The following is a 17713-nucleotide window of genomic DNA, read 5'->3' as shown; positions in this document are numbered from 1 at the left end:
GGATTCTTCTGCTTATTTTTAAAAATTAGCTCAGCTTTATTCACCGAGTTCTCGCGCTTATGCCGCGGGATTTCGGTTAATGAGTGATGTGCCTACATGGTTTATACCGATTTTTCTGAGAACGAGTTATTCTCTGCTGTCTGTTCAAAGGCAAGCACTTCAAACTGATCTGGTGGTAAGGGTTTACTGAGGAGAAACCCTTGTCCTATGTGGCATTTTTTTGAAATAAGATATTTTAATTGGTGTGTCGTCTCTATCCCTTCTGCAACAATGCTCATTCCCAGTTCGTGAGCTAATTTGATAATAATATCTACCAGGATGACCTTGTCTTTTTCATTATGTATGTCAGAAATAAAGTCTTTATCAATTTTTAATGTGTCTATGGGCAACATTTTAAGCCGGCTGAGAGAGGAATAGCCCTTACCAAAGTCATCGAGTGAAATTTTTATTCCTAATCCGGAGATGCCATTAAGTACAGAGCTCACTTCATCATTGTCGCCCATTAGCAGGCTTTCTGTAATCTCCAGTTCCATGTGTTCAGATGGAAAGCTGTTGTCTTTCAATGTGCATTTAAGGTTTTTAAGAAATTGATTATTGGCTAATTGAATGGGTGAGATATTAATGGAAAATGACAGTTTTTTGGGGTGTTTCAGCATCCATGACATGATTTGCTCAGACGATTTTTTGATAATCCAGAGTCCCAGGTCAATGATTAAGCCAGTAGCCTCGGCAACAGGGATAAATTCATTTGGGGATACCTCACCCAAAACGTCGTTGTGCCAGCGTAACAATACTTCAGCACCAATAACTTCCATGGTCAACAAATTGAACTTGGGCTGATAATTCAGCTCAAATTCGTCATTTTGGAGTGCTTTACGGAGATGCGCTTCGATCTCTGATTCCCTATGTTGCAGATAACTGAGCTGCTCAGTATAAAATTGATAGGTGTTTTTTCCACTGTGTTTTGCTTTGTACATGGCCAGATCTGCTCTGATCAGCAAATCTTCGGAACTCCTGCTGTCCTCAGGATAGATTGAGATGCCTATGCTCACTGTTACGGTAATCAATTTTCCGTTTATTGGATAAGGACTGTTTAATTCATTTAAAATACGCTCAGCGAGTTGGCGAGCGGAGGAATGTGATTTCAAATTGGGTGAAATCAAGGTAAATTCATCACCACCTACCCTGGAGAGAATGTCTCCTTTTCGGGTTAGTAAAACCAGTCGATTGGAAAATTGTCTAAGAAGCTCATCACCATGAACATGACCAAAGGTATCATTGGTTGATTTAAAGTTATCAAGATCAATAAGCAAAAGGGCGACTGAACTCTGTGTTCTCGCTGCGTTTGAAATTGATTTATCCAGCAAGATTTCGAATTCACGTCTGTTATACAGATTGGTTAATGAGTCATGAGACGCGATATAGGCTAGCTCCTCCTGTTTTCTTTTTAATCTTTTTTGTGCTTTCAAAACAGCGGTATACGAAAACACATAATTAATAACCAGACAGGTGCAGGGTATAAAATAATTAACAAGCTTGAGCACGTAAGCAATATTGTATGCGCTGTCATAGGGAGAGCTGGACAGTATCATGATATAAAACGAAGTGACTATCTGAGTTACAGCCATATAGAAAATGCTATCAACCAAAATTGTTGGGTGTGCTTTATATGCTTTGGGGTAAATGAATAGTATTAACATTAAATAAATAAAAACAGAAATTAACTCATAGGGGCGAGATAGAGTGAAGTCAGAAAACCACATTTGCGGGAGTTCATTCACTTCGGTTACATAATAAATGATAGTGATGGCACTCAGTACCAGTAGTGTGGTGAGTAAAATAAAGGTAGTAAAACTTACATTGTGCCTGTCATTCGAGGTAATTAATATAATCAAGCCGATAGCTAATATTAACCCACTGATGCTGTTGGAGAAAGTCCATATTAAGGCATCCAGATTGTTTTTTTGGGTGTATTCCAAAGATAAGCCATCAATAACCAATGTATGCAGTGCTTCTGTGGATCCGGAAAATAAAACAGCCAAACCTATAATTAAAGCGACTTTGTCGTTGCTTAATCTGTATTGAGTAAAAGCCAGTAAAATGGTGACTGCAGCTAGTGAAAAACCAGACCATTGCAATAATGTTTGTCTGAAATAACCACGAATCTGAGATTCGAAAAAGAACGCATTAACTTCCGTTTGGGGATTTAATTTATTGGCAATTGTGCTGAAATCCAAGCCGAAATACAAACCAATATAGGGCAAGCCTAATAACAGGATAATGATGAGAACCAAGAATTGAGGTATTCGTTTTAGAGTAACTTCATTAAATACAAATGAATGTTCCATGTAATCAGATCTCTCTGTTTAAGCATCTGGTAGATGATTCAAAGTCCTTTATATAAAAAATAGCATATAAAATTGGGAATATTCTTGAAATCTAAAGAAAATCATCAGGTAAAGGGCAATTTTTCAGGTGCAGCAAGGAGGCTTCCCTGACTGGATGAACAGTTTTCGATTACAATTGAGGGTACGCTTTGGTCTTTAATATCGATTTATAAGGCCCGTTGGGTTGATTGTTTATCCATTGCGTAAAACTCAGATTCGGGTAAATTCCATTGTGGACATAGGTGTAAAATAATTTTATAAAATCAGCCCGGGCTTTATGAGATTGACTTTTCCAGGGTTGGGCAGATATGGAACCAGAGGGGGCTAATACATTGATTCCACCCAAACGCATTTGTCTATTGATGATATCCATAAGATTCACTTGCGTTCCATTGGCCATAATGTCGTGCATCACCATAAAGGTGGTTGTTCTCCCTTTCCCTGCGGCGCAATGATAATGCAGCCAGGCATTTGCTGGTAATTTTTTCAATAAAGCCAGGTACTCATCAACCTGTTCGGGAGCAGGAGGGTGGTAGTCGGGTACAGGAATTCTGAAATAACCTATCCCGCCAAGCTCTGTGGTTTGCTGTTCAGTACGGGTATTTTTGATTGAAATTATTGTTGGATGTGTGGGAACTTTAAACCCTGAAACGGGTCGACCCAGAATATGAATCAGTATGGAGTTTGTGCCTGACAGATAGTTAACCCAGTTTTGTTCTTCTTTATTTATTTCAACCAAGGTTTTGCCCCAGTTAATTTCATCTTTTTTATAAAAAATACTGATGGGTAAGCCATTGAGATAAAGATGGGTTTCTTGTCTCAGATCGATAATAAATAGTTGATGATCAGCTCCATATTGTTTTTTCAACCACATCATATTGGCCAAAGTGGGGTTAGCACTTCCTGAAATGAATAAATGGTCTAAACCTTTTGGGTTCATTTCTTTTTTAACTGCATCATTGATTCCGGTTGTACTTCTCCAATGAAAGGGCTCTGCTTGTGTTGTCTGTGGGTTTTTGCGCCAATGATTGTCTATCCAGAATGCTCCGGATGGCATTTCAGGACTTTTTGTTGAATTAAATTTATTACTGCCTGAGGACTCAGCTGCGAGAGGTGCACTAAGCAAAAGAAAAACAAAGAATAGATTAATATTGATTATATTCATGCAGTGTCCTTGATTTACCAAAATTTGTTGACATTTTATCTATTTACCCTTTCCTTAAATATTAATTCCTACTTCCCGCGCTTTATGCGCGGGATCTATGCGGATTTCACCAAATGCACCTACTTTTAATGCGACCATTACCAGATTCCGCGCATAAAGCGCGGAACGTAGGCTAAGAGAGCAATTGTCAACATATCCTGGAGTGTTGATGATTCATCGATTTAAATACGACAATACAGTACAAGAATCTGAATTCTAATTAAACTATTTGTTTATTACTACATATTATTTAATGATTTCTGTTGTATAGCGCTGAGCGTTCATCTCAGCTGACCAAAAATGGGCAGGAAGCCCCATTTTTATCTTTAAATGTTCAAGAAATTCATCGGTGTTGTTTATGGATTCCCAAACAGACGGTAAAAAGGTTGCCTGATGTTGTTTATAGGTCAGGAGCAATCCATCAACTCCCTTTCGTATCTGGGATTTAAGTTCGTTTTCACTGTCAAAATACAACTTTTCCAGCGGGCTTAAAATGGATATAGACACCGAGATATCATTTAATTCTTCTGTGGTTAATTTGGGAAAACGTGGATCAATGAATCCGGCACGAATGGCGTTATTGATTACGTTCTCGGCCAGCATTTCCTGAGAAAACAGACTTCCCATGCATCCTCTGAGCATTCCTCTCTTTTTTAGCGTAACAAATGAAGGCATGCGGATATGTAATAATTCATTGTATTGCATAGGATTAAATTCAAGGAGTTTATTTTCAGTCGCCTGAAGCCGGAGTGATTCTTTAGCTAGATAAAGTAGTTCATCAGCACAATGATCAGTAAATTTTAGATCTTGATAAAAGTGATAGGAAGCATATCCGACTACTCTATCTTTTGTTCCCGATGTGTCTCCAGAGTTTTTTAAATCCAGTAAGCGTCCACATATTTGGTTTTGACGGGCAAAATGTAACAATCCACGTAAAGGATAATAACCGCATGCATCCTGGTGATGTAACGATTCTGGATTTAAGGTGCTGATGGACAGGCAGGTGTTTCTGTCTTTTTGTTGTGCGGTGTCGTAAGGAAGATAATGACTGAGATCACTACTGATTATAATCAGAGTTTCCTCTCCTCCCCAAACCTGTTGTAACAGATCCGCCACGTCCTGTTCACTGGTTTCGCCAACCACCAAAGGCAGTACAGTAAATTCGTTGAATAGTTCCTGACAAAATGGCAATTGCACTTCCAGACAGTGTTCCTGTTGATGGGCCTGACTTAAGGCGTGAACATAAGGAAGGGTACTTATTTTGGTTATCAGCTCCTGATTTTGTGCGATTTCTCCTAATGGAGTGGCAAAGTAGTTGACTGGATCATAAGCAATTCCTCGTAGATGCACGGTGTGCGCTGGGCCTAGTAATACAATGTTCTTGATCCTGTCTCTTAGTTGGATTAACGAAGCGTATGCTGAGGCTGCTATGGAGCCTGAATAACGATATCCCGCATGAGGAACTAGCAGAACTTTGGGAGGAAGACTGCTCTGTTTGCTCTGACTTAACAGGTGCTGAATTGTATTGTGAAGTGTGAACTGATCGCCAGGATAAAAAATCCCTGCTACAGCCGGTTGCCGAACAGTCATTACCAAACTCCAGTTTTCATGCAGGTACTATACTTATAAGTATAGAATAGTGTTTCACAGCAGGTGTATTTGATGACCGATATTATTTCAACTCATTACTGGCATAAGCTTGATGATGGGCGCGTTCAATGTGATGTATGCCCTCGCAATTGTAAATTGCGTGAGGGGCAAAGAGGATTATGTTTTGTCAGGGCGAATAGGGACAATCAAATAAAACTGACTACTTACGGCAGGTCGAGTGGTTATTGTATCGATCCGATTGAAAAAAAACCTTTAAATCATTTTTTGCCAGGGACTCCGGTTTTATCTTTTGGGACTGCAGGGTGTAATCTGGCCTGTAAATTCTGTCAAAATTGGGATATCAGTAAATCACGGGATATGGATACTTTAGCGGATAGTGCCATGCCTGCAGATATTGCCTATGCCGCAAAAGATTTGCAGTGCCGTAGTGTTGCTTTTACGTATAACGATCCCGTGATTTTTATGGAGTATGCAATCGATGTGGCTAAAGAATGTCACCAACTGGGTATTTACTCTGTTGCGGTCTCGGCAGGTTATATTAACCCGGAACCACGCAAGGAGTTTTATACCTATATGGATGCTGCGAACATTGACTTGAAAGCTTTTAGCGAAGAGTTTTACTACAAAATCACCGGGGCTCATTTACAACCAGTATTGGATACTTTGGAATATTTAAAAAAAGAGACGGATGTGTGGTTTGAAATTACCACTTTGCTTATCCCTGATGAAAATGATTCCACAACTGAAATTGAGAACATGTCGGCCTGGATAATGGATCATTTGGGGCCAGATGTTCCTTTGCATTTTACTGCTTTTCATCCTGACTGGAAAATGAAGGATAAATCGCCAACTCCTGCTTCAACCCTCCAAAGAGCCAGAGAAATAGCTCTAAAGTCAGGTTTACATTATGTCTATACCGGTAATGTGCATGATACTGTTGGTAGTACCACCTATTGCCCAAACTGCAAGAGTCCGGTGATTGTCAGAGATTGGTACCAATTACTAAGCTATCGTCTTGATGAGATGGGACATTGCCTTCATTGTGGGACGCAGATAGCTGGCGTTTTTAAAGGGCTTGCAGGAACCTGGGGACCAAGAAGAGTGATGGTTAAATTAGGTTTAAATCCACTATAAGGGCTATCACGCGAAACGTCGTTGAATAATCCATCATTTAATAGTTCGATGTTCTTATTGATCTGGTTGCTTGAGGGGTACTATTGATTCTCTTTTGTGACTGATGTGGTCGAGTTTCAATTTTCTTTTGAGGCAGCACGGCTGCCACATCTGCTCAACAAACGAGATGAATTATCTGTATTTCAAAAAGCAGAGTTATCTGTTTATCAGAACAATTGACAGTTAATGTTTCATCTTTGAAACAGTTAACAAAATAGCCTTCATCTTTAAACATCAGTAAATGAGGCTCTTAGTGACGTCACTAACTCAACCATTTGTCTCGATACATCAATTGCTATAACATTGTCATTTGAAGACTATTGGACATAAAAGATTATTACATAAGGACAATAACCATGCAAAGGGACTACAACATTGTTTTTTTTAGGAGAATGCTGACCTTACTGTGCTCCATGCTGCTGATCACAACCGCTTTCGCAGGAAAACCAATGTGGACCTTCGAGCCACTCACAGCCACAACTATTACAGTACCTGCCAATGGAACGGCTGTAGTACAGTATCGCATCACCAATCAATCAAAAAAAAAACGCACCTTAACCATGCAGCCCATTCGTGGCATTATGCAAATCACCACGGGACTCAATGTGTGCGGTAGTCCTTTTGTACTCAAAAACAAAAACTCCTGTATTCTGTCTTTACAGATAAACGGTAGCCAATTAAACAGTTCGATTACCGGGGGGCCGGTAGTTTGTCAACAATCGAACCGTAATCAATGCTATCAACCGGGGAAAACTGATATTCTGCGCATTAGCGGTAGCCCCGCAACAAAATCGATGATTACCGCAGCAGTGGGAAATAATGGATTGGTGACTGTAAGCAACAGTATTAACTCGCAAGAGCCGGCAGAAAATATAACTGCAACAATCCCGGGAGGCAGCAACATTAGTGTACAAAGCACAACTTGTGGCGCAGCTCTGGCGATTGGAGCAAGCTGCACGATTACGTTTACTTCAAACACACAAGAGGGCCCAACTAACATTGGCATCAGCGGTAACAACACCAATACCCTAAATGTTGCGATAACCGTTACACCAATACCAGTAGCCGCCCTTAGTGTCAATCAAACCACATTACTGTTTGCTGAAAACTCAACGGGCATTATTACCGTAACCAACGACATAAACTCTCCATTTCCGGCAGAGAATGTCACTGCAACAATCCCGGGAGGCAGCAATATTAGCGTACAAAGCACAACGTGTGGCGCAGTTCTGGCGGTTGGTGCAAGCTGTACGATTACTTTTGCTTCAGCCACCCAGGAGGGACCAACGACTATTCCCATCTCAGGAGATAATACCAGTACGGCGAATGTGGATGTTACTGTGACTAGCCAACCGCTAATAAGCATTAGCAATCCTGTGCAATCAAGCAGAGTTGTCACAGTAGCTGGAGCGGCACTCTCTTTAGAAGTCACTAATGATGCTGGTAGCCCCGTAAATGCCAATGCTATTACAGTCAGCGATGATGCAGCCTGCCCTAACTTGTCTGTTGATGACAGCAATTGTGCCAGTGTGGCTCCAGGTGCCAGCTGTACACTCGAACTCACGTCAAACACCCCTTACGCACCGTGTACGATTACCGTCAGCGGCAGTAATACTGCCAACAGTCCCACCGCCTTGATAGCCTTCTTTCACCTAGGAGGATTGGTATTTCAAGAAAGCGGAGGCAGTGGCAAGATCATCATTGATGAGACCCAAAGTTTTAGCTCTACATGGATATGGGGTGCTACAACAGTCCCTGGGGCAGCGAGCTTGGATAATGGCGTTCTCAATACCAATGCTATTGTGGGAAACGCCTCTTGTGTATTTCATCCTACTTTCTGCGCAGCCCTACCATGCCGAAATATCGGTGCTGAGTGGTATCTTCCTGCAGTAAATGAGCTTTCTTTAGTCTATAGCGTATTGTGTTCCAACGCTGCAATTCCCTGTAACTTTGGCGGGTTTGCAGCCGAGTTCATTTGGAGTTCATCTCAGGACCAAACCTTTGCCGGTGCGCGCGGGGTTAACTTCCCATCGGGTAGCGTCAGCCTCGTCAGTGAGATCAACCCTCGCACTGTTCGTTGCATGCGTGCTTTTTAATCCTTAACCCCCATAATCTCCTTATTCCGCTTTCTTTTGAGGCAGCTATGCTGCCTCATGATATAGTTAAAATTATCCTTCCGCACCTGAATTCTGAATTACGTCGTTCCTGAGGTGAGTTATTAATCTGGTTGTTTGAGGTGTGCTATTGATACTCTTTTGTGATTGATATGGTCGAGTTTCAATGTGTTCCTGGTTTCTGTGAACTTTTTGCATGTTTGGCAACGTCCTTTATCAGAGAACGTAACCACTGATGGGCGGGATCTTCATTGTCCTTCTGATGCCAATATTGATAGCAGCTATAAACGTCAATTGGAAAGGGGACGGAAGCTATACTGAGATGAAGATAACTGTTTAATTTTTCTGCTGCTGAACGAATAGTCAGAGTCAGGTAATTGGTGCCAGGTAGAGTGATGAGTGGAACTAAACCATGTCCTACACTGATGGATACCCGTTTGGCATAACCCAGCTTGGCCAGATATCGATCAAAGTAATTGTGAAACGGTGTGCCGCTTAAGGACAATTGAATCAAGGGATATTTGAGGATATTTTCCATACTGATCGTTCCGTTTTCAAAAGCAGGGTGATCTTTACACCCAACAATGACCGCTTCATCATGAAACAAAGATTGGTGTTTTAACCCCCCTGGTGCACCTTCAAACATACCTACCATGACATCTAACTCACCTGATTCAAATACATCGGATGATGTCAGATACCTTGGGTGTACTATGTTGACTTTGATGTCAGGAGCCAATTCTTCTATTTTGTGTATCAAGTTTGGAGCCATTAAATACGAAACCAGATCCGACATACCAATACGAAAAGTTCGGGTATCTGTTGCTGGATTAAAGGGTTGGTGGCATGAAAATATAGCATCAATCTGCGACATGGCAATACGGGTTGGCTCAATCAACGATGAAGCTAATGGGGTCAGTTGCATGATGTTATGTCGTCCAGGCACCAGAAGGGAATCATTATAAAATTCTCTTAATTGTTTTAATGAAATACTCATTGACGATTGACTTACGCCAATTTGTTTGCTGGCAAGGGTAACATGCCTGCATGAGAGCAGAGCATACAGAGCGCGTAATAAATTTAAATTTAAATGTTTGATGCTCATTGAGATTGTCATTTACGTAAGCTTATATAGCATATAGCAGATGTATTAATTTTTATCAAGAAAGTTCAATGGGTTAGCCATACTACTCATCAATGGTGTTACCGCATTGAACTCTTGGTTTGAAAAAAAAGTTCATATGAAATTTTATTTTTAAGGTCCCTTAGGCGCTTCCTCCAGATACGCAGTTGCTCTTTCCTCTTTGGATTTGGCTTCGCTAGGAGTTGATTGATATTGAGATTGATTTATATCACTCATTAAATTGTCTATGCTATTTGATTCTCCCATGGGTTGCATTTGACCAAAAACAGGATTCTTATTTTCTGAATTTTGACTGCTTTGCAGGTCATCCCGCAGAGATTCCAGATCAGCTAATTTGTCTTCTTGATGAGCAATTGCATCCTCGGATTCACTAATTCGTTCTTCAAATACATCATTAATATGGTTGTTAAATTCTGTATTATCAGCAGCGGTATAAACGGGTTCCTTATCTTTACCAAAAAGCCAATCTATAAAGGATGTAATCAACTGCATTATAAACGAGCCGTTTGATTTTGAACCAGAAGAAACATGGGGGGCTTGTTCTATCGCATTAAATAAGTTGCGTGCGGATTGATGAAATTCTTTATCAGAATGTAAATCATCGACGTATTCTTCTTTATTTTCAATTTTTTCATCCAACAGTTTTATGAATTCTGAAACTTCTTTTGGAGACAATTCTGAAATTAATCGAGCTTTTTCTTTGTTGGATAAATCTTTGTCCCTAAGTGCTTTTAGCGTTTCATTTAGTTTTTGACTCGCATCTTTTTGCTGGGTTTCTTGTGATTCACTTGCTTGTTCTGATGTGAGAGTTTCTTCAGGTTCATCAGCTTCTTCTGCCTTATATGTTGCTTCAGATTGATAATCTTCTGAAGCCTCATAGGTGGGTTCAGATTCATAGGCCTCTTGAGACTCATAAGTTTGTTCTGGTTCATCCGTTTGTTGCGGTTCAGGAGACTCGTTCTGTTGATAGAAGACCTTGCTCCCTTTATCATCGATTAATCCATCATCATAAGCTTTGCGATTATTTTCATCACTTAAGATTTCGTGCGCGAGGTTTATTTCTTTAAACAGTTCCGTTGCTTCTTCTCTCTTGTCTTCAGCGACCTTATCCGGGTGATTTTTTAATGCCAGTTTATAATAGGCTTTTCGAATCTCTTCAGGTGTGGCAGTTTCGCTAACACCCAGAACCTCATAAAATTTCTTTGCCATTGTATCCTCTCATGCAGATGAATCGCAGCACACTTACACATATACAGTATAATACATTATGGGCAACAATGGGTCGTTCTGGTTGCATTTGTATCTTAAGTGATGAGTTTTTGATCAATTCATGGTGGTGTGTGTTGTGCTATAATTGAACAGTGTTGTGCAGGAGCTATTATGAAACGATTTCTTTTTACAGCTCTAATCTTAACCGTCCTGGTATTTCCAGGATGGGCTTTGGATTTTGATTCACATAGAAGCTCTCAGGAGCAGTTAAATTCTCAGGATAAGGCTGAGGATGGTGATGCCCAATCGCAACTGGAGCTAGGAATCAGTTATGAGAAAGGGGATGGTGTAGAACAGGATTATAAAAAAGCTGCTTTTTGGTATCAAAAGGCAGCTGAGCAAGGGAATGCTGAAGCTCAAAATAATATTGGGTTATTGTATCTGAATGGTCAGGGAGTGCCTCAGGACAGCAAGCAGGCAATGATTTGGTTAAAAAAAGCAGCAGATCAAGGTTTAGCCCTGAGCCAAAATAACGTGGGAATACTGTATGAAAATGGGAATGGCGTGGAAAAAGATCCACAACAAGCTTTTGTTTGGTATAAAAAAGCAGCTGATCAAGGGAATTCTGATGGGCAATATAATTTAGCTGTTTTGTACATGAACGGTACCGGCGTTAAAAAAAATACGGCACAGGCTATTTTCTGGTATGAAAAAGCAGCTGCTCAAGGCGATTTGGACGCACAAAATAATCTTGGTGTCTTGTATGAACGGGGTGATGGGGTACCAAAGGATTTAACAAAGGCCATTTATTGGTATACCAAAGCAGCCAATAACGGCTCAGCTTTATCTCAAACCAATCTGGGTGTTTTATACATGGATGGCGATGTCTCAGTTCAAAATACTGAACAGGCGTTGTATTGGTTTGAGAAAGCTGCAATTCAAGGAAATATGAAGTCGCAAAATAATCTGGCCTTTATGTATGAGCATGGACAAGGTGTGTCTAAAAACATGGAATTAGCGATTTCCTGGTATTCAAAGGCCGCAGAGCAGGGTTTTGCCATGGCTCAAAATAATCTTGGCATAATTTATTCTAGCGAGGGACAGTATAAAGACTATCAGCAGGCATTCAAATGGTTTAAGAAAGCAGCAGATCAAGGTGATGCTGAAGCACAAAATAACCTGGGTTTAATGTACATGAAAGGCCAGGGCATGCCCATAAATTATAAGGAAGCTGTTTCCTGGTACAAAAAATCTGCGGAACAGGGTTTACCCTTGGGGGAACACAATCTGGCTGTGATGTATATGAATGGCCTTGGGGTTAAAAAGGATAATAAACAGGCCATTAACTGGTATACCAAAGCAGCCGAACTGGGACAGCCCTTGGCTCAGAATAATCTTGCCGTGATGTATATGAATGGCGAGGGTATTCAACGCGACATCAATAAAGCCATTTACTGGTATACCAAAGCAGCAGAACAAAACCTGACCCTGGCACAAATCAATTTGGGTTTGTTGTATGCTAATGGAAAGGGTGTCAAGCGTGATCTGGCCAAAGCGAAATATTGGATAGCCAAGGCCAAGGATAATGGTTCACAGGATGCACGCGACATTTGGGTGTCCTATAAATTATGGAAGTATTGATCTCCGTTGCTCTATCGCAAAACTCATTTTTATGGTTCTATACTAAGATAAATCTTAAATAACCAGAGGTTGCTGACAATTGCGCTATGACCCTTATATGGTGAGGCTTGACCTCGTCATTCACAAGACCACTGGATACCCCGGACTAGCCCTGACTTTACTCCAAGATTCCATATTTATGACCAAGAGTCAGAGTCTAACCTCGGTACGCAGGGGGTTGGGAGTAATTAAACCAGTTAATTTTCAACAGCCTCGGATGGATTAATTCAATGTCTATTCGCCCGATGCACAATCCAGAAGACAGACAATGGCGAATTTTATTAGTTTATGATGTCTATAGACTTCTGAGTGTAATTTTATTATTGGGGATGTATTTTTTTAGTTTCATTTATCGACCTCACTCGCCTTTATTTTACAGTATTCTTGTTGTTTATTTTGTTTTCTCCTTGCTCTTTTTAGCTTTTTGGCATCACAGAATCTTAAGCTTTGACAAGCAAGTGTTTCTTTCTGGAACCCTCGATGTCATTGCGATTTCCAGTATGTTGAGCATTATAGGAAATATGGATTCCGGGTATGGAGTTCTCCTTAATGTGACCATTGCCGCTCTGAGTATTTTGGTTCCGGGACGCTTGGCGATTTTTTTTGCAGCACTTGCCAGCTGTCTGTTGTTATGTGGCAATGTATTAAAATTTTTAATAGATAATCAACGAGATTTAAGTACGTTTTATTATAGTGGAATTTATGGTGCCGGTTTCTTTGCTACTGCGATTACAGCCTGGTATCTCTCCAACTGGGTCCGTCAATCGGAGCATTTGGCTCGTCATCGCAGTTATGAATTGGCTAGTATGCAGCGAATTAACGAATACATCGTGGAGCGGTTGCACTCAGGAATCATTTATGTGGATGAGGCAAAGCACATTAAACTAATGAATTCTGCTGCACGACAATTTTTTAATGTTAACAAAAAAAACAATCCAGATAATTTACACCAACTTTCAGAGCAAATTGCCAGTAAGTTTGATCATTTTTTAATGAAAAATAAAATCAATGAAGGTGTCGCCCAGACTTTAATTGAAGAACCTCACTTAAGAGTCCATTTTTTTTCAACAGATGTGGCCAATAATCCTGAAGTGCTTATTATTTTGGAAGACATGTCGTACATAGGGCAACAGGCACAACAACTCAAACTGGCTGCATTAGGTCGATTTTCGGCAAGTATAGCCCATGAGCTACGTAATCCTCTGGGAGCCATTGCTCATGCAGCCCAGTTATTTGGCGATGACCATGGTTTGAATAAAGAAGACGCTCGTCTGAAACAATTAATTATTAATAATTGTGAACGAATGAATGGGGTTATTAAAAATGTTTTGCAATTGACCCGACGTCAACAGTCTCATCCTCAGGTTTATGACATTGCCAGCTTATTAGATCAGTTTCAGCAAAATTTTTGTCATAATAACCGTTGTAATTTATCCATTAAATTACCCAGAAACAAACAGGTTTCATGTGTATTTGATAAAAGCCAACTGGAACAGATATTGGTGATACTGTGTGATAATGCAATGCAACATGGACGTGATGAACAAGGAAATGTAGATATTGTGATTGCAGTAAAATCATCATCGCATAAAACCATCATTACCGTTAGTGATACAGGTCCCGGGATTCCAGTCGAGAATTGGGAAAATGTGTTTGAGCCATTTTTCACAACGCTGAGAACAGGAACAGGTATGGGCTTGTTTCTGGCCAGGGATTTATGCGAAATTAATCAGGCGCGATTAGATTTGGTGAAGTGCAGTAAAGGAAGTTGCTTTGCCATTACTTTAAATCCATCGGAAGAGCTATTGATATGACAAAAAGTACTGTTCTGGTAATTGATGATGAGCCAGATATTCGGGAGTTATTAAGCCTTACTTTGTCACGCATGGGTTTGAACTGTGATACCGCTTCTAACCTTAATAAAGGGATAGAATGCCTGAAACACAATGATTATGCACTTGTCCTTACGGATATGCGTTTACCCGATGGTGATGGCATTGAGTTGGTTAAATACATACAAAAATACAAACCGCAGTTACCTGTTGCTGTGATTACTGCTTATGGGAATGTTGAAGGAGCCGTAAATACTTTAAAAGCAGGGGCTTTTGATTATGTTTCAAAACCCGTTGACTTAATGATGTTGAAAGATCTTGTAAAAACAGCGTTGGCCATGCAAAACACGCAAAATAATGATCAGGATGATACCTTGGTTGGTACAAGTCCTATAATCAATCAGCTTAGAGAGAGTATTCATAAACTGGCACGGAGTCAGGCTCCGGTATTTATTCAGGGTGATTCCGGTGTGGGAAAAGAGTTGGCCGCACAATTGATCCATTCAAATGGCCCAAGAAGAGATAAACCCTTTATCCCTGTTAATTGCGGTGCAATACCCAGCGAGTTGATGGAGTCCGAGTTTTTTGGTCATAAAAAAGGAAGTTTTACAGGAGCAATAGCAGATAAATCTGGTTTGTTTGTTGCCGCACAAGGCGGGACTCTGTTTCTTGATGAAATTGCAGAGCTTCCATTGGCCATGCAGGTTAAATTATTGCGAGCGATTCAGGAGAAAGCGATTAAACCAATTGGTGAATTGTATGAAATTCCTGTTGATGTTCGAATTCTAAGTGCCAGCCATAAAAATCTGCTGGAAGAGATTAGTGCAGGAACATTCAGACAGGATTTGTATTATCGAGTCAATGTCATTGAGCTGCGTGTACCCACTCTGGCGGAGCGACTTTCAGATATTCCTGTTTTAGTCCGAGCAATTTTAAAAAAATTAGCTAAAAATCAGAACAGAAGTCCAGTCACGATGAGCGATGAATGTTTAAAGCTGTTACAAAACTATCATTTTCCCGGAAATGTCAGAGAATTGGAAAACATTCTGGAACGTGCCATGGCCATGAGTGAAGGCGAAGTAATAGTGCCAGGCGATCTGCTTTTACCCAAAGCGCCTTCACCAATACCCTCACATATAATGACTGGATCAGCCGATTTACCCGGATTTATCCATGATCAAGAAAAAGAACTGATCTTGGATGCGTTAAATAAAACGAAGTGGAATCGCACGGCTGCTGCCCGGTTATTAGGAGTCAGTTTTCGGACCTTACGCTATAAATTAAAAAAACTGGATCTTGATTGAGGTATTGATCCTCTTTCTTTGTTCTGCGCCATTTGGTTATTATTGTTCGCTTGACTATAATTAATTAATAGTGATTAAAAAGAAAGCGTGAAGCAGGTTCGTCTTGCTGCAAAGGGAACAAAAATGGCTGTAAAAAGAAACATAATTGCTTGCACCAACGATAAAAAATTAATCTCGCTGATTTCTTCTTTATGTAAAATCTCTTTACTTGACGTGCTCTTTATACATAATGGACGGGAGTTGCCCACGGCCATTGATTCCTCTCATATTGCTTTTATATTACTGGATACATCTATTCAGGAGCCATGCATTATCGATTTGCTCGATTTGCTGGCTAATTTGAACTGTAACATTCCAATATTGGTTGTAGGTGATTGTGAAGAAAAAATTCTTCTCTCCATTAATCGAATTGGGGTTTCAAAAGGATTAACTGTACATGTGATGCCACAAAGTTCCCTTGGTGATGATTCAATAAAAGAGATCCTTGATTTGATTGATAAAAAAAGCGTTATTATTGACGATGAAGCGATTACTATTGGTTTGGAAAAAAAACAATTTTGTATGCATTACCAGCCTAAAATTGCACTTCATAATAAAAAGTTAGTTGGAGTGGAGGCCTTAATTCGTTGGGACCGCCCTAACCATGGTCTTACTTCCCCAGATCGTTTCATACCACTAGCTGAAGAGAGCGGTCTTATTATTCCAATGACCTACTGGATATTAAAGGAAGTATTCTGCCAATATGCCCTCTGGAGCAAAGAGAATATTAAAATCAATATCGCAATTAACTTATCCCCCAAAATTTTAACTGATCTGATTTTACCTGATGAATTGGACAAATTGTCTAGAGAATATAAAGTTAACCCAAACCATATTTGTTTTGAAATTACAGAATCAGCAGCAATGCATTGGCCTGATATTGTATTAGAAGTACTGACTCGATTACGTTTGAAGGGTTATTCCTTATCCATTGATGATTTTGGTACTGGCTATTCCTCTTTAGTAGAATTGCAACGATTACCTTTTACTGAACTGAAAATAGACAAGTCCTTTGTAACGGATTTAATGACCAACAAGGCAAACAAACACATTGTGCGTGCGATCATTAATTTGGGGCAGAACATGGGATTATCATTAGTTGCTGAAGGCGTTGAAACAAAAGAAGCAGTAGATAATCTTATCGATTTAGGCTGTGAACACATTCAGGGATATTTAATCTCCAAGCCATTAGCTGCGGTTGATTTTGTTACCTGGTATAAAAATAAAATAGATAACAATGGGATGTATGTGGATTAAGGACTTATATGAGTACTATTTGTGGTGTAGAGAATAAACCGACTGTATTAATCGCTGATGATGATCCTTCCACACGTATGTTACTTCGGGCAACCATTACTCAATGGGATTATCCGGTCATAGAAGCAATTGATGGAGAGGAAGCATGGGATATATTAAAAGGTAAGCACAGTCCTCAAATAGTTACTGTCGATTGGTTGATGCCAAAGATTGATGGGCTTAGTTTATGTCGCCGAGCAAAAAATTTGAGCAAGCCTCCTTATATGATTTTGTTAACCAGCCTTTCCGGAACTGCAAACATAGTCAATGCATTAGATTCAGGAGCTGATGATTTTCTTACCAAGCCATTTAACTATGTTGAATTACGCAGCCGATTATTTGTTGCACAACGTATTGTTAATTTCACTAACAAACTTGAAGGAATGCTTGAGAAACAGCAACCAACACAAAGAAAATCGACAAAAGATTTAGCTGATGTCTTCAGTAAAATGACTGAATTGAGCCAGCTCATTAACAGCGAATGGAGCATATTAGAACAATACATGCAAAATCTTGGGGAACTTCGTAATGAGGAGCAGTTGGCCATTCAAAAATTAGCACATGACATTTATGCCAGACAGCATCAACTCACTCAGGAAATACGAAATCTGGGCTCTTTGGTTGAGAAACGAGATAGTCATGGTCATAAAGCGATACATACGGAACAAAATAAATCAGTTAAAACAGTTAAAACAGTTAAAAATAAGAAGTCTGATTGAA

At 40.0% G+C, this 17713-nt stretch carries 12 protein-coding genes; 7 read left to right on the top strand and 5 right to left on the bottom strand.

What is annotated here, in order from left to right:
• Positions 1–101 precede the first annotated feature (101 nt).
• The 3 genes from ELY21_RS07150 to amrB all read right to left on the bottom strand — a co-directional run bounded on the left by ELY21_RS07150 (position 102) and on the right by amrB (position 5181).
• On the bottom strand, positions 102–2348 hold the full coding sequence (locus ELY21_RS07150; RefSeq protein ID WP_127108208.1) for a bifunctional diguanylate cyclase/phosphodiesterase: 2247 nt from the start codon (positions 2346–2348) through the stop codon (positions 102–104).
• Positions 2349–2517: 169 nt separating this feature from the next.
• The gene (locus ELY21_RS07145; protein ID WP_127108206.1) at positions 2518–3552 is read right to left on the bottom strand and encodes a hypothetical protein; all 1035 of its coding nucleotides are present in this window, start codon (positions 3550–3552) and stop codon (positions 2518–2520) included.
• Between the two features lie 285 nt (positions 3553–3837).
• Positions 3838–5181, bottom strand: a complete 1344-nt coding sequence (amrB, locus tag ELY21_RS07140) for an AmmeMemoRadiSam system protein B (RefSeq protein ID WP_127108204.1) — start codon at positions 5179–5181, stop codon at positions 3838–3840.
• 72 nt (positions 5182–5253) lie between these two features.
• On the opposite strand from amrB, the gene amrS reads away from it, so the two are divergent.
• A complete protein-coding gene (amrS, locus tag ELY21_RS07135) occupies positions 5254–6336 on the top strand; it encodes an AmmeMemoRadiSam system radical SAM enzyme (RefSeq protein ID WP_127108202.1) in 1083 nt (360 codons plus the stop codon).
• A 488-nt stretch (positions 6337–6824) separates the two neighbouring features.
• A complete protein-coding gene (locus ELY21_RS07130) occupies positions 6825–8471 on the top strand; it encodes a DUF1566 domain-containing protein (RefSeq protein ID WP_233588678.1) in 1647 nt (548 codons plus the stop codon).
• 181 nt (positions 8472–8652) lie between these two features.
• On the opposite strand, the gene ELY21_RS07125 is transcribed toward ELY21_RS07130, so the two are convergent.
• Positions 8653–9594, bottom strand: a complete 942-nt coding sequence (locus tag ELY21_RS07125; RefSeq protein WP_233588677.1) for a LysR family transcriptional regulator — start codon at positions 9592–9594, stop codon at positions 8653–8655.
• A gap of 150 nt (positions 9595–9744) precedes the next feature.
• A complete protein-coding gene (locus ELY21_RS07120; protein WP_127108200.1) occupies positions 9745–10842 on the bottom strand; it encodes a J domain-containing protein in 1098 nt (365 codons plus the stop codon).
• Positions 10843–11013: 171 nt separating this feature from the next.
• On the opposite strand from ELY21_RS07120, the gene ELY21_RS07115 reads away from it, so the two are divergent.
• The 5 genes from ELY21_RS07115 (at position 11014) to ELY21_RS07095 (ending at position 17712) form a co-directional block, all read left to right on the top strand.
• A complete protein-coding gene (locus tag ELY21_RS07115) occupies positions 11014–12483 on the top strand; it encodes a tetratricopeptide repeat protein (protein ID WP_127108198.1) in 1470 nt (489 codons plus the stop codon).
• 269 nt (positions 12484–12752) lie between these two features.
• On the top strand, positions 12753–14336 hold the full coding sequence (locus tag ELY21_RS07110) for an ATP-binding protein (protein WP_127108196.1): 1584 nt from the start codon (positions 12753–12755) through the stop codon (positions 14334–14336).
• Entirely contained in the window at positions 14333–15658 is a 1326-nt protein-coding gene (locus ELY21_RS07105) for a sigma-54 dependent transcriptional regulator (protein ID WP_127108194.1), read from the top strand. The genes ELY21_RS07110 and ELY21_RS07105 overlap by 4 nt, the downstream gene beginning before the upstream one ends.
• A 123-nt stretch (positions 15659–15781) precedes the next feature.
• Positions 15782–16954 carry a bifunctional diguanylate cyclase/phosphodiesterase gene (locus ELY21_RS07100; RefSeq protein ID WP_127108192.1) on the top strand — a complete coding sequence of 391 codons (1173 nt, stop codon included), beginning with the start codon at positions 15782–15784 and terminating at the stop codon, positions 16952–16954.
• A gap of 8 nt (positions 16955–16962) precedes the next feature.
• Positions 16963–17712 carry a response regulator gene (locus tag ELY21_RS07095; RefSeq protein ID WP_127108190.1) on the top strand — a complete coding sequence of 250 codons (750 nt, stop codon included), beginning with the start codon at positions 16963–16965 and terminating at the stop codon, positions 17710–17712.
• Position 17713: the final 1 nt, after the last annotated feature.

This window comes from Legionella sp. km535 (assembly GCF_003990085.1).
In the GTDB taxonomy this organism is placed as follows: domain Bacteria; phylum Pseudomonadota; class Gammaproteobacteria; order Legionellales; family Legionellaceae; genus Legionella; species Legionella moravica.
Note: the sequence above shows the minus strand (reverse complement) of the source record. Positions and strands in the feature narration are given on the sequence as shown.

Coding starts and splice junctions, on each gene's coding strand:
- ELY21_RS07095 (WP_127108190.1), top strand. CDS start 16,963: ATGAGTACTATTTGTGGTGTAGAGAATAAACCGACTGTATTAATCGCT.
- ELY21_RS07125 (WP_233588677.1), bottom strand. CDS start 9,594: ATGAGCATCAAACATTTAAATTTAAATTTATTACGCGCTCTGTATGCT.
- amrS (WP_127108202.1), top strand. CDS start 5,254: ATGACCGATATTATTTCAACTCATTACTGGCATAAGCTTGATGATGGG.
- ELY21_RS07130 (WP_233588678.1), top strand. CDS start 6,825: ATGTGGACCTTCGAGCCACTCACAGCCACAACTATTACAGTACCTGCC.
- ELY21_RS07100 (WP_127108192.1), top strand. CDS start 15,782: ATGGCTGTAAAAAGAAACATAATTGCTTGCACCAACGATAAAAAATTA.
- amrB (WP_127108204.1), bottom strand. CDS start 5,181: ATGACTGTTCGGCAACCGGCTGTAGCAGGGATTTTTTATCCTGGCGAT.
- ELY21_RS07110 (WP_127108196.1), top strand. CDS start 12,753: ATGTCTATTCGCCCGATGCACAATCCAGAAGACAGACAATGGCGAATT.
- ELY21_RS07105 (WP_127108194.1), top strand. CDS start 14,333: ATGACAAAAAGTACTGTTCTGGTAATTGATGATGAGCCAGATATTCGG.
- ELY21_RS07120 (WP_127108200.1), bottom strand. CDS start 10,842: ATGGCAAAGAAATTTTATGAGGTTCTGGGTGTTAGCGAAACTGCCACA.
- ELY21_RS07115 (WP_127108198.1), top strand. CDS start 11,014: ATGAAACGATTTCTTTTTACAGCTCTAATCTTAACCGTCCTGGTATTT.
- ELY21_RS07145 (WP_127108206.1), bottom strand. CDS start 3,552: ATGAATATAATCAATATTAATCTATTCTTTGTTTTTCTTTTGCTTAGT.
- ELY21_RS07150 (WP_127108208.1), bottom strand. CDS start 2,348: ATGGAACATTCATTTGTATTTAATGAAGTTACTCTAAAACGAATACCT.